General features: G+C 60.9%; 11 protein-coding genes. 8 read left to right on the forward strand and 3 right to left on the reverse strand.

The features are described 5' to 3' along the window. Positions 1 to 2: 2 nt before the first annotated feature. Positions 3 to 2,924, reverse strand: coding sequence for an excinuclease ABC subunit UvrA (gene uvrA / locus ADU59_RS18400; RefSeq protein ID WP_068955597.1), 2,922 nt, complete (start codon positions 2,922 to 2,924; stop codon positions 3 to 5). A gap of 266 nt (positions 2,925 to 3,190) precedes the next feature. Between uvrA and ADU59_RS18405 the strand changes: the two genes are divergently transcribed. Both ADU59_RS18405 and ADU59_RS18410 read left to right on the forward strand, forming a co-directional pair. Beyond that, entirely contained in the window at positions 3,191 to 3,733 is a 543-nt protein-coding gene (locus tag ADU59_RS18405) for a single-stranded DNA-binding protein (RefSeq protein ID WP_068955598.1), read from the forward strand. A gap of 72 nt (positions 3,734 to 3,805) precedes the next feature. Then, complete coding sequence (locus tag ADU59_RS18410; RefSeq protein WP_068955676.1) at positions 3,806 to 4,063, forward strand: RDD family protein; 258 nt, start codon at positions 3,806 to 3,808, stop codon at positions 4,061 to 4,063. A 10-nt stretch (positions 4,064 to 4,073) separates the two neighbouring features. Here the strand turns inward: ADU59_RS18410 and ADU59_RS18415 are convergent, their stop codons facing one another. Continuing rightward, positions 4,074 to 4,700 (reverse strand): MarC family protein, encoded by a 627-nt coding sequence (locus ADU59_RS18415; protein WP_068955599.1) that lies wholly within the window; start codon positions 4,698 to 4,700, stop codon positions 4,074 to 4,076. Between the two features lie 232 nt (positions 4,701 to 4,932). Here ADU59_RS18415 and gyrA point away from each other — a divergent pair, with 232 nt between their 5' ends. The 5 genes from gyrA (at position 4,933) to ADU59_RS18440 (ending at position 11,151) form a co-directional block, all read left to right on the forward strand. Then, complete coding sequence (gyrA, locus tag ADU59_RS18420) at positions 4,933 to 7,722, forward strand: DNA gyrase subunit A (protein WP_068955600.1); 2,790 nt, start codon at positions 4,933 to 4,935, stop codon at positions 7,720 to 7,722. A 121-nt stretch (positions 7,723 to 7,843) separates the two neighbouring features. Next, complete coding sequence (locus tag ADU59_RS18425) at positions 7,844 to 9,367, forward strand: FAD-binding oxidoreductase (protein ID WP_244506459.1); 1,524 nt, start codon at positions 7,844 to 7,846, stop codon at positions 9,365 to 9,367. Between the two features lie 11 nt (positions 9,368 to 9,378). After that, on the forward strand, positions 9,379 to 9,786 hold the full coding sequence (locus tag ADU59_RS18430; protein WP_099050874.1) for a DUF4383 domain-containing protein: 408 nt from the start codon (positions 9,379 to 9,381) through the stop codon (positions 9,784 to 9,786). Continuing rightward, positions 9,786 to 10,862 (forward strand): hypothetical protein, encoded by a 1,077-nt coding sequence (locus ADU59_RS18435; protein WP_068955602.1) that lies wholly within the window; start codon positions 9,786 to 9,788, stop codon positions 10,860 to 10,862. Before ADU59_RS18430 ends, ADU59_RS18435 begins: the two co-directional genes overlap by 1 nt. Further along, positions 10,846 to 11,151, forward strand: coding sequence for a hypothetical protein (locus ADU59_RS18440; RefSeq protein ID WP_139093193.1), 306 nt, complete (start codon positions 10,846 to 10,848; stop codon positions 11,149 to 11,151). The genes ADU59_RS18435 and ADU59_RS18440 overlap by 17 nt, the downstream gene beginning before the upstream one ends. A 106-nt stretch (positions 11,152 to 11,257) precedes the next feature. Here ADU59_RS18440 and ADU59_RS30670 read toward each other — a convergent pair whose 3' ends face one another. Next, a complete protein-coding gene (locus ADU59_RS30670) occupies positions 11,258 to 11,398 on the reverse strand; it encodes a hypothetical protein (RefSeq protein WP_158515735.1) in 141 nt (46 codons plus the stop codon). Positions 11,399 to 11,758: 360 nt separating this feature from the next. Between ADU59_RS30670 and coaD the strand changes: the two genes are divergently transcribed. Beyond that, positions 11,759 to 12,253: a pantetheine-phosphate adenylyltransferase gene (coaD, locus tag ADU59_RS18445; RefSeq protein ID WP_068955603.1), complete on the forward strand. Its 495-nt coding sequence runs from the start codon at positions 11,759 to 11,761 to the stop codon at positions 12,251 to 12,253. Positions 12,254 to 12,266: the final 13 nt, after the last annotated feature.

The following is a 12,266-nucleotide window of genomic DNA, read 5'->3' on the forward strand; positions in this document are numbered from 1 at the left end:
GGCTATTCCGCCGCAGCCATCTTGCGGATCGGCCGCCGCTCCAGCAGTTCCTTCAGGAAGGCTCCGGTATGCGACCGCTTTTCCTTGACGATATCCTCCGGTGTTCCTGCCGCGATCACCTCGCCGCCGCCGTCGCCGCCTTCCGGGCCGAAATCGATCACCCAGTCGGCCGTCTTGATGACTTCGAGATTGTGCTCGATGACAACGACCGAATTGCCCTGGTTAACCAGTTCGTGCAGCACTTCGAGCAGCTTGGCGACATCATGGAAATGCAGGCCGGTGGTCGGCTCGTCGAGGATATAGAGCGTGCGGCCGGTCGAGCGTTTCGACAATTCCTTGGCGAGCTTGACGCGCTGTGCTTCGCCGCCCGACAGCGTGTTTGCCTGCTGGCCGACCTTGATATAGCCGAGGCCGACACCCTGCAGCGCCTGCAGCTTGTCGCGCACGGCCGGAACCGCGGCGAAGAACTCGACGCCTTCCTCGACGGTCATGTCGAGCACGTCGGCGATCGACTTGCCCTTGAAATGTACGTCGAGCGTTTCACGGTTGTAGCGCTTGCCGTGGCAGACGTCGCAGGTGACGTAGACATCCGGCAGGAAGTGCATCTCGATCTTGATGACGCCGTCGCCCTGGCAGGCCTCGCAGCGGCCGCCCTTGACGTTGAAGGAGAAGCGGCCCGGCTGATAGCCGCGCGTCTTTGCTTCCGGCAGACCGGCAAACCAGTCACGGATCGGCGTGAACGCGCCGGTATAGGTGGCCGGATTGGAGCGCGGCGTGCGGCCGATCGGCGACTGGTCGATGTCGATGACCTTGTCGATATGCTCGAAGCCGTCGATCCGGTCGTGTTCTGCCGGGTTTTCACGTGCGCCCATGATGCGGCGCGCCGCCGCCTTGTAGAGCGTTTCGATCAGGAAGGTGGACTTGCCGCCGCCCGACACGCCGGTAACCGCCGTGAAGACGCCGAGCGGGATGGAGGCCGTGACGTTCTTCAGGTTGTTGGCGCGGGCGCCGACAACGGTAATTTCCTTTTTCTTCTTCAGCTTGCGCCGCTCGGCCGGAACCGCAACCGAAAGCTCGCCGGAGAGGTATTTGCCGGTCAGCGAGTTCGGATTGGCAAGGATTTCCGGCGGTGTGCCCTGCGCCACGACCTCACCGCCGTGAATGCCGGCCGCCGGTCCGATATCGACGACATAATCGGCCGTCATGATGGCGTCTTCGTCATGCTCGACGACGATCACGGTGTTGCCGATATCGCGCAGATGCCGCAGCGTGTCGAGCAGCCGGGCATTGTCGCGCTGGTGCAGGCCGATCGACGGCTCGTCGAGGACGTAGAGCACGCCCGTCAGGCCTGAGCCGATCTGCGAGGCCAGCCGGATGCGCTGGCTCTCGCCGCCCGACAGCGTGCCGGAATTGCGCGACAGGCTGAGATATTCGAGACCCACGTCATTGAGGAACCGCAACCGCTCGCGGATTTCCTTGAGGATGCGCACGGCAATTTCGTTCTGCTTGACCGTCAGCTTTTCCGGCAATGTCTCGAACCAGTCGCGGGCGATGCGGATCGACATCTGCGTGACTTCGCCGATATGCAGCTTGTTGATCTTGACGGCGAGCGCTTCCGGCTTCAGGCGGAAACCGGCACAGGCCGGGCAGGGGGCTGCCGACATGTAGCGTTCGATTTCCTCGCGCGCCCAGGCACTGTCGGTCTCCTTCCAGCGCCGCTCCAGATTGGGCACGATGCCTTCGAAAGTCTTGGTGGTGTCGTAGGAGCGGGCACCGTCCTCGTAATGGAAGCTGATCTTTTCTTCCGTGCCCTGCAGGATGGCGTGCCTGGCCTCGTCGGACAGGTCGGTCCATTTGCTCGACAGCTTGAAGCCGAAGGCCTTGCCAAGCGCTTCGAGCGTCTGGTTATAGTAGGGGGACGACGATTTCGCCCAGGGTGCAATGGCGCCGTTCTTCAGTGTCCGGTCGGGTTCCGGAACGATCAGGGCCTCGTCGATCTTCTGCTGGCTACCGAGACCATCGCAGGTCGGGCAGGCGCCGAAGGGATTGTTGAAGGAGAACAGCCGCGGCTCGATCTCCGAAATGGTGAAGCCGGATACCGGGCAGGCGAATTTTTCGGAAAAGAGTACGCGTTCATGCGTCTCGTTCAGCGACTTGTTGGCCGACCCGCCCGCCGCGGTTTCTTCCGGCGGCAGCGGCTTGTCGGCAAATTCGGCGATTGCCAGACCGTCGGCGAGCGTCAGGCAGGTTTCCAGACTGTCGGCCAGGCGTGCCGTCAGGTCGGGCCGCACGACGACGCGATCGACGACGACATCGATATCGTGCTTGTATTTCTTGTCGAGAACAGGCGCCTCGGCGATCTCATAGAACTGACCGTCGATCTTGACGCGCTGAAAGCCCTTCTTCATCAGCTCGGCGAGCTCTTTCTTGTACTCGCCCTTGCGGCCGCGCACGATCGGCGCGAGAATATAAAGACGCGTTCCTTCACCGAACTCGACGACGCGATCGACCATCTGGCTAACCGTCTGGCTTTCGATCGGCAGGCCGGTCGCCGGCGAATAGGGCACGCCGACGCGGGCAAACAACAGGCGCATGTAGTCGTAGATCTCGGTGACCGTGCCGACCGTCGAGCGCGGGTTGCGCGAGGTGGTCTTCTGCTCGATCGAGATTGCCGGAGACAGGCCGTCGATCTGGTCGACATCCGGCTTCTGCATCATCTCGAGAAACTGGCGGGCATAGGCCGACAGGCTCTCGACATAGCGCCGCTGGCCCTCCGCATAAATAGTGTCGAAGGCGAGCGACGATTTTCCGGAGCCGGACAGGCCGGTCATGACGATCAGCTTGTTGCGTGGCAGATCAAGGTCGATGCCCTTCAGATTGTGCTCGCGCGCGCCGCGGATGGAAATGGTCTCGAGTTTGCTCATCGTGCCCAGCTTTGTATCTGCATTGGAAAGCTCCTATTTAAGTACGGCACAGCGCATGTCGAGGCGCAATCCGAAAAACAGGCCGGCTTCCTGAGTCGGTTGACAAGATATTGCAAATTTATTAGAACAAATAAAGAACAAAATTTGAAATCTGTTGTGGATGACGCAATGCGAAGGGGCGTATGGTTGGCGCTCAGCCGCTAAGATACACGCTCTGAATTTGGAAGCTCGGCTGCGACGCCGGGCGGGATAACAGGAAAAGCAAGATGGCAGGTAGTGTCAACAAGGTGATTTTGATCGGAAACCTCGGGGCGGACCCGGAAATCCGGCGCACGCAAGACGGCCGGCCGATCGCCAACCTGAACATCGCGACATCGGAAAGCTGGCGTGACCGCGCTTCCGGCGAGCGCAAGGAAAAGACCGAGTGGCATCGCGTGGTGATCTTCAATGAAGGTCTCTGCAAGGTCGCCGAGCAATATCTGAAGAAGGGCGCGACGGTTTACATCGAAGGCCAGCTGCAGACCCGCAAGTGGCAGGACAAGGATGGTCAGGACCGCTATTCGACGGAGGTCGTTCTTCAGGGGTTCAACTCGACGCTCACCATGCTGGGCGGTCGCGGTGACGGGCAGGGTGCCGGCGGTGGCCGCGGCGGTTCGGACTTCGGCGGCGGCAATCCAGGCGGCGGCTCCAGCAATTACGGCGACGACTACGATCGTCCGTCGCCGGCCTCTTCCGGCCGTTCCGGCGGTGGCAGCACCGGTGGCGGCGGCAACTTTTCGCGCGATATGGATGACGATATTCCATTTTGAAGCCGGGCCGGTTGAGCAATGCGCCATGGCCGCGGTTGCTGCCTGATCCTCGAAAAAAGGTGCTGGATTGAAATGAGCGAAGAACAGGCGACCAAACCAGCGCCGGCATCATGGCGGATCATCCTGGCTTTTTTCCTTGACCTGCTGACGGTATTTTTCGTCGGCGGGTTCCTGATAAGCTCCATCTTCGGAGGCCGGACCGAAAACGGCTTTCAGCTGAACGGCTTGCCTGCGTTCCTGCTGTTTGCGCTCATCATTGCCTATTTCATCGTGTCGAACCGCTATTTTGGCGGAACGCTGTGGAAGCGCCTGCTCAAGGCGACACGCTGAACTGACGGTCTCAGGCCATCGCGGATTTGACGCCGTCAACGACGAACTGGACCGCCAGCGCCGCGAGAATGACGCCGAGAAGCCGCGTCAGGATGGCGCGGCCGGTGACGCCTAGAAACCGGTCGATGCGATCGGCGATGACAAGCGCCGCAAACAGGATGGCGAGGCAGAAGGCGATGACCAGGATCAGCTGAGCCCGGTCGATCGTTGCGGAAAAGGATCCGGACAGCAGGATCGTCGCCGAGATCGCACCGGGGCCGGCAATCAGCGGCAACGCCAGCGGAAACACGGCGATATTGTGGATGTGGTCGCGGGTGACGGCCGCCTCGCCGGTCTTTTCCTTGCGCTCGTTGCGCTTCTCGAAAATCATCTCGAAGGCGATCCAGAACAGCAGCAGCCCGCCGGCGATCCGGAAGGCGCCGATGGATATGCCGAGCAGGCCCAGGATGCCGTTTCCGAACAGCGCGAAGGCCGCAAGGATGAAGAAGGCGATCAGCGTGCCGCGCCGCGCTACCAGAAACCGTTCCTGCCGGCTCATGCCAACCGTGAGGCTGAGGAAGATCGGCGCCAGGCCGGGCGGATCGATGGTGACCAGAATGGTGGTCAGCGCATTGATCAGAAGGTCGATGTCAGGCATCCCGTTCCCCTCGCGGCCTTGTTTGAAAACGGCCGTCTGACCAATTGTTAGGCGAGGAGACCATCGAATGAAAGCGCTGTCTTTCACGGTTCTGCCGCTTTTGCCTTGCAAATGCCTGCGAGAGCGCCGATGAGCCTAAAAGGCTGTTCAAAACCCAGCCCCGAAATTGGCGCTCGCTGATGCATTCGGCTATAAAAATCTGTCTGATTCTGAACAAAGATCGTGATCGAAATTGACTGAACAAACCACACCCGGCGGCGGCAAGAATCCACCAGGCATCGAGCCTATTTCCATCATGGAGGAAATGCAGCGGTCGTATCTCGATTACGCCATGAGCGTTATCGTCAGCCGTGCTCTTCCCGATGTTCGCGATGGTCTGAAACCCGTGCACCGCCGCATCCTGTTCGGGATGAGCGAACTGGGCATCGACTGGAACAAGAAATACGTCAAATGCGCCCGCGTCACCGGGGACGTGATGGGTAAATTCCATCCGCACGGCAACTCGGCCATTTATGATGCGCTGGCGCGTATGGCTCAGCCCTGGTCGCTGCGTTTGCCGCTGATCGACGGTCAGGGCAATTTCGGCTCGATCGATGGCGATCCGCCGGCAGCAGAACGCTATACCGAGTGCCGGCTGGAGAAGGCGGCGCATGCGCTGCTCGATGACCTCGACAAGGAAACGGTCGATTTTCGCGACAACTATGACGGCACGCTGAGCGAGCCCTCGGTTGTTCCTGCGAAGTTCCCGAACCTTCTGGTCAACGGGGCAGGCGGCATCGCCGTCGGCATGGCGACGAACATCCCGCCGCACAATCTGGTCGAAGTCATCAACGGCTGTATCGCGCTGATCGATGAACCGGCGCTTGAGCTGCATCAGCTGATGGAGATCATTCCGGGGCCTGATTTCCCGACCGGCGCCTTCATCCTTGGCCGCTCCGGCATCCGCTCAGCCTACGAGACCGGCCGTGGCTCCGTCATCATGCGCGGCCGCGCCACCATCGAGCCGATGCGCGGTGACCGCGAACAGATCATCATCACCGAAGTTCCCTATCAGGTGAACAAGGCGACGATGATCGAGAAAATGGCCGAACTGGTCAAGGACAAGCGCATCGAGGGCATTTCCGACCTGCGCGACGAGTCCGACCGACAGGGCTACCGCGTCGTCGTCGAGCTGAAGCGCGACGCCAATGCCGAAGTCATCCTCAACCAGCTCTATCGCTACACGCCGCTGCAGACCTCGTTTGGCTGCAACATGGTGGCGCTGAACGGCGGCAAGCCGGAGCAGATGACGCTGCTCGACATGCTGCGCGCCTTCGTCGCCTTCCGCGAGGAAGTCATCAGCCGCCGCACCAAGTACCTGTTGCGCAAGGCGCGCGACCGGGCGCATGTGTTGGTCGGTCTTGCCATTGCCGTTGCCAATATCGACGAAATCATCAAGCTGATCCGCGAAGCGCCGGATCCGGCGACCGCGCGCGAACAGTTGATGACGCGCCGCTGGCCGGCATCGGATGTCGAAGGCCTGATCCGTCTGATCGACGATCCGCGCCACCGGATCAACGAGGACCTGACCTACAATCTCTCGGAAGAGCAGGCCCGCGCGATCCTCGAGCTGCGTCTGGCCCGCCTGACGGCACTGGGCCGCGACGAAATCGGCGACGAACTGAACAAGATCGGCGCCGAAATCAGCGACTATCTCGATATCCTGTCGTCGCGCATCCGCATTATGACCATCGTCAAGGACGAGCTTGCAGCCGTTCGCGACGAATTCGGCACGCCGCGCCGCACCGTGATCGTCGAAGGCGGTCCGGACATGGACGACGAGGACCTGATTGCCCAGGAAGACATGGTCATCACCGTGTCCCATCTCGGCTATATCAAGCGCGTGCCGCTGACGACCTACCGGGCGCAGCGCCGCGGCGGCAAGGGCCGCTCCGGCATGGCGACGCGCGACGAGGATTTCGTCACGCGCCTGTTCGTTGCCAATACCCACACGCCGATCCTGTTCTTCTCGTCGCGTGGCATCGTCTACAAGGAAAAGGTCTGGCGTCTGCCGGTCGGCACGCCGCAATCGCGCGGCAAGGCGCTGATCAACATGCTGCCGCTGGAACCGGGCGAGCGCATTACCACGATCATGCCGTTGCCCGAGGACGAAACGACGTGGGAAAACCTCGACGTGATGTTCTCGACCACCCGTGGCACGGTCCGCCGCAACAAGCTGTCGGACTTCGTCCAGGTCAACCGCAACGGCAAGATCGCCATGAAGCTCGAGGAGGAGGGCGACGAAATCCTTTCCGTCGAGACCTGCACCGAACATGACGATGTGCTTTTGACGACGGCGCTCGGCCAATGCATCCGCTTCTCGGTCGATGATGTGCGTGTCTTTGCCGGCCGCAACTCGATCGGCGTTCGCGGCATCACGCTGGGTGACGGCGACCGGATCATCTCGATGACCATCGTCGGTCATGTCGATGCCGAGCCCTGGGAACGTGCCGCCTACCTGAAGCGCGCTGCCGCCGAGCGGCGGGCTGCGACCGGCGAGGACGAGGAAATCGCTCTGGTTGGCGAGGAAGTGACCGAGGAAGGTCAGCTTGATGACGCTCGTTACGAAGAACTCAAGGCACGCGAACAGTTCGTGCTGACGGTCTCGGTCAAGGGCTTCGGCAAGCGCTCCTCCACCTATGACTTCCGTACCTCCGGCCGTGGCGGCAAGGGTATCCGCGCAACGGATACCTCCAAGACGGGCGAAATCGGCGAACTGGTCGCGGCCTTCCCGGTCGAGGACAAGGACCAGATCATGCTCGTCTCCGATGGCGGCCAGCTGATCCGCGTTCCGGTTGGCGGCATCCGGCTTGCGAGCCGCGCCACCAAGGGCGTGACGATCTTCTCGACGGCCAAAGACGAAAAGGTCGTCTCGGTCGAGCGCATCAGCGAACCTGCCGAAGAGGACGAGGAAATCGCTGATGGAGCGGACCTGCCGGAGGGCGAGGCACCCGCCGAGCCGCCAGCGGCAACGGAAGAATAAGATCTTCCATCACACCATCAAAAGCCGGGCGGTTTGCATCGCCCGGCTTTTTCTTTTGCAGTTGAATGTGCCCGCCCAAGAATGAATCCTGCAGCTGGCCCGTTACAAGGATGATACCCGCATGGGTGACGGGCGAGGAATGGGGGATATCATGGGGCGTTTGACGCGGCGCGCGCTGCTGGCTGGAGCATCGGCAGGTCTTGGTATCTATGCCGGGCGCACCCTGCTGGCGCCGACGAGTGCTTCAGGGCCGGTTTTTCCTGTGGCGATGACGCCCCAGAATGGCGGTATTCTCCTCAACGATGCCAGTGAACTGTCCCCGACTTCCGTTGCCAGACATATCACCGTCACCGCCGATCCCATGACGCAGACTGTCGAGACGATCCGTACGATGATGGCCGAGGCGCGCGATGCCGGCCAGCCTTTTGCAGCCAGCGCCGCGCGGCATTCCATGGGCGGCCAGAGTCTGGCAAGGGACGGCACGGTGCTGACGCTGGATCAGCAATGGCTGGAGGCCGACACTGCCGCCAAAACCTATCGCGTCGCCGCCGGCACACGGTGGTCCACCGTCATCGCCAGGCTCGACGCCATCGGCTTTTCGCCGGCGGTCATGCAGTCCAACAACGATTTCGGCGTTGCCAGCACCTATTCGGTCAATGCCCATGGCTGGCCGGTGCGGTTCAGCGGCTGCGGCAGCACCGTGCGGTCGGTGAAGATGCTGTTGTCCGACGGGACGTTCGTCACCTGCTCGCGCAGCGAAAACGCAGCACTTTTTCAGCATGCCATGGGCGGCTACGGCCTGATCGGCGTCATCACCGAACTCGAACTCGACATGGTGCCGAACAGCCGCCTCAACCCGACATTCGAGCGCGTCTCCGGCACCGATCTGGGCGAGACATTTGCACGGATGCTGGACGCGGATCCGTCGATCCAGATGGCCTATGGCCGGCTGGATGTCTCGCTCGACCGGTTCTTCGAGGATGGTCTGCTGATCTCCTATCGGCCGGCGGCGGACCAGTCCGATATTCCCGCGGCGACCGGTTCGGGTTTCATCAGCCGGATTTCGCGGGAAATCTTCCGCCGTCAGGTGGGCTCCGACTGGATGAAGCATACACGTTGGTGGACTGAAACGTCGCTAGGGCCGTCGATCGCGGGCGAGGCGACGCGCAACAGCCTGATGAACGAGCCCGTCGTTACCCTTGACGACCTCGATCCGCTGCGCACCGATATCCTGCACGAATATTTCGTCGCACCATCGCGCTTTGCCGAATTCGTTGCGCTCTGCCGGGATGTCATTCCGGCGTCGTTCCAGCAACTGCTGAACGTGACGCTACGTTACGTCGATACCGATCGCGACAGCGTGCTTGCTTATGCCTCCGAGCCGCGCATCGCCGCCGTCATGCTGTTTTCGCAGGAAAAGACGGTGCGTGGTGAGGAAGACATGGCCCGCATGACCCGAGAACTGATCGAGCGGGTGCTGGCCATCGGCGGGACCTATTATCTGCCATACCGTCCGCATGCCTCGGTCGAGCAACTCGCCCGCGCCTATCCCCGCGCCGCCGCCTTTGCCGCCCAAAAGCGGGAAATCGACAAGGGGCTTCTTTTCCGCAATCATTTGTGGGACGCCTATCTCGGCAATCTATGAAAGGATCGTTCGTGGGGAAATTGCGCATCATCGCCGCCTGCTATGCCATCGCGCTTCTGGGGGCCGCATCGCTCAACTATATACCCGGATTGACCGACGATCAGGGCAGGGCCTTCGGCATCTTCGCCCTCGATATCTACGATGACAGCCTGCATGTCGCGTCGGCGGCCTGGGCGGCGATTGCGGCATGGCTGTCGAACCGGGCGGCGAAAAACTTCCTCCTCTATTTCGGCGTTTTGTATTTCGGCGACGGTCTGCTCGGCCTGATCACCGGCTCCGGCTATCTTGACCTAGGCATTATCAACTACGGCATCCAGGACCTGCCGTTCGGCTTCAAGATTCTGGCCAATCTGCCGCATCTGGCTCTGGGTGGTTTCGCCGTTCTGTCGGTGTTCCTGTTCGGCAAAGAGGCGGCTTGATGCGAGTGGTGTGGAAGCTCCTCAAGTGGAGCCTTGCGGCAATCCTGCTGGTGGTTCTGCTGCTGCTCAGCCCCGTCGCCTATATCGAGGCATTCTGTCATGGCGAGCGCAAGGAGGATCCGTACACGCCACTGATCACGGACGCTGCCTTTCAGCGGCGCGAGGCCAATACGTTTCTGACCTATCCGGAGTGGCACATCGTCTATGCCTATGACGGACTGGCCGAGACGCTGAAGACCGGCGACGAATATGCCTTCGACTATCTGTCCAGTATCCGCGGTTTCTGGACATCGACCTGCGCACTGACGAAAGTCGCCGATGCGCATGGCGGCGCCGATTCCGCGACGCGCATGACCATCCACACGATTGGTGTCAGCTTCACCCTCGAAATGGCGCTGAAGGCTGCCTATGAGGAGACGATCGGCCGCCTGACGGCACTGCTGCGCGGTGAGAACAAGACACCGCAGGATCAGGTGGCTGCGGGCATGGCGGTCGAATATGCCGCCTTCCTGCGCCAGACGCCGTGGTACATGTATCCCTTCGGCGATCAGGTCGAAAAACTTCAGGATGCGCCGGTGACCGACCCGGTTCGCGGCTGGGAGCGCCGCTTTGCTCTGGGTACGGAATGGCGGGCGAAGGTGCTGTACGCTGGCATGATCGCCAACGCCGTTGCCGGTACGACGGGTGCTGCCCAGCTTGAAATCCGCAGCATCGTCAGCGGTTTGCCCGCAGCTGAACTGGCAGCCATCGCCGGTGTGACGGTGATCGGCGAGAACGGCGGCGATATCGAGATACAAACGCCGCGCTACGACCTGTTCACCCGGATACTGGTGGAAATTGCCGAAAAGGGCGGCGCGATCCGGGAAATTGCCGGCAATGACGATATCATGGTGTCCGTCACGGAAAAGCCGGATCAAAGGTCTCCGGAACGGCCCGGAACCGAAATCGCCCGGATCAATCGGGAGGGCTTTGACGGCAGCCGGGTGCTGATTGCCCTGAAGGTGACCGAGCTTGCGGCCCTGTTGCGGGTAGCACCTTTGGCCGATCCGGGGCTCGAACATGTCTTTGATTACTAAACCGGCCAAAGCAATCGTGACGGCCGTGGCGCTGGTTTTCCTCTGGTATGCCGCGATGGCCGGGCTGTTCAGGCTTTCCGAACAGGCGCCGGGCGCTCTGGTGCTGTTTCCGGACCGATACCTGTCCGCGCAAGACCTGCCCAAAGGTATCTCCATTCTGAAATGGAACCGGTTCTTCGCCATTCTTGCCAGCGACGATGCCGGTTATGTCCGCGCGCTCTATGCAGCCGGTTTCCCCCTGGTCTTTCCGGCCAGAAGCAGCGGCTGTCTCAGCTATCGCGGACGATAAGCCTTTTCAGGACAAAGAAAAACCGGACTGGCAGGGGAACCGTCCGGCTTTTATGTCAGCGGGCACTGGAGGTTGCCGCTGTCGGGAGTTCTGATGATCGCGCGTGTTACACGCTGAAACCGCCGGTATCGCGATCGGTTGTCTTCATCGCACTGTGATCGCGCTGAAGTTCGAAAATGGATTTGGAAAACTCGACGAGGAACACAATACTAATCACTGCCGATATGAGCATCATGGTGATGGCCATTGCAGGCGTCCTTCTACTTTAACAGATGATCGCGGGTGAGCCCGGAGCGGTCGTTGCGCGCTTCGTTTCTGATTGCGTTTGCCGTTGCAAAAAGCATGACAAAAAACATGGTCATCGAAAGAAGAATAAGTACCATAGCTGCTATCCCTTCAGCTCAGAAACGGCCACATTGGCAAAAAGTTCCGTTCTGTACTTCGCAAGATAAGAAATTTTCTTTGAAGCGACCTTGAACGTACCCTTCATTTAGCGTTCATCCAGTTCCGCCGCTGTTTCCAAGGGAACATGGTCGCAGGGACAAGCCGCTCCCTTGCGATTGCACGCGGTCCGTGACAAAAGGCTTCGAAACGGAAAACAGGCGCGATGACCACTGCTTTTTACCCGGGCTCCTTCGACCCCATGACAAACGGCCATCTCGATGTGCTCGTGCAGTCACTGAACGTGGCACCGACGGTTATCGTCGCGATCGGCATCCATCCGGGCAAGACGCCGCTGTTTTCCTTCGAGGAGCGCGCAGCCCTCATTCGCCAGTCGCTCAGCGAATTTCTTCCGGAAAGAGCCGGCGATATCTCGGTCGTCTCGTTCGACAATCTGGTGGTCGATGCCGCGCGGCAGCATGGCGCCTCCTTGCTGGTGCGCGGGCTGCGTGACGGCACGGACCTCGATTATGAAATGCAGATGGCGGGCATGAACCGGCAGATGGCGCCCGATATCCAGACCCTGTTTCTACCGGCCGGAACGGCATCGCGGCCCATTACCGCCACATTGGTCCGCCAGATCGCGGCCATGGGCGGTGACGTCAGCGCCTTCGTGCCGAAAGCCGTTCACCAGGCACTCAGCGCAAAACGCAAGTCCTGACGCGTTCATTTCA

It is taken from the genome of Pararhizobium polonicum (genome assembly GCF_001687365.1).
Taxonomy (GTDB): Bacteria; Pseudomonadota; Alphaproteobacteria; order Rhizobiales; family Rhizobiaceae; genus Pararhizobium; species Pararhizobium polonicum.

Coding starts and splice junctions, on each gene's coding strand:
- uvrA (WP_068955597.1), bottom strand. CDS start 2,924: ATGAGCAAACTCGAGACCATTTCCATCCGCGGCGCGCGCGAGCACAAT.
- ADU59_RS18405 (WP_068955598.1), top strand. CDS start 3,191: ATGGCAGGTAGTGTCAACAAGGTGATTTTGATCGGAAACCTCGGGGCG.
- ADU59_RS18410 (WP_068955676.1), top strand. CDS start 3,806: ATGAGCGAAGAACAGGCGACCAAACCAGCGCCGGCATCATGGCGGATC.
- ADU59_RS18415 (WP_068955599.1), bottom strand. CDS start 4,700: ATGCCTGACATCGACCTTCTGATCAATGCGCTGACCACCATTCTGGTC.
- ADU59_RS18425 (WP_244506459.1), top strand. CDS start 7,844: ATGGGTGACGGGCGAGGAATGGGGGATATCATGGGGCGTTTGACGCGG.
- ADU59_RS18435 (WP_068955602.1), top strand. CDS start 9,786: ATGCGAGTGGTGTGGAAGCTCCTCAAGTGGAGCCTTGCGGCAATCCTG.
- ADU59_RS18440 (WP_139093193.1), top strand. CDS start 10,846: ATGTCTTTGATTACTAAACCGGCCAAAGCAATCGTGACGGCCGTGGCG.
- ADU59_RS30670 (WP_158515735.1), bottom strand. CDS start 11,398: ATGGCCATCACCATGATGCTCATATCGGCAGTGATTAGTATTGTGTTC.
- coaD (WP_068955603.1), top strand. CDS start 11,759: ATGACCACTGCTTTTTACCCGGGCTCCTTCGACCCCATGACAAACGGC.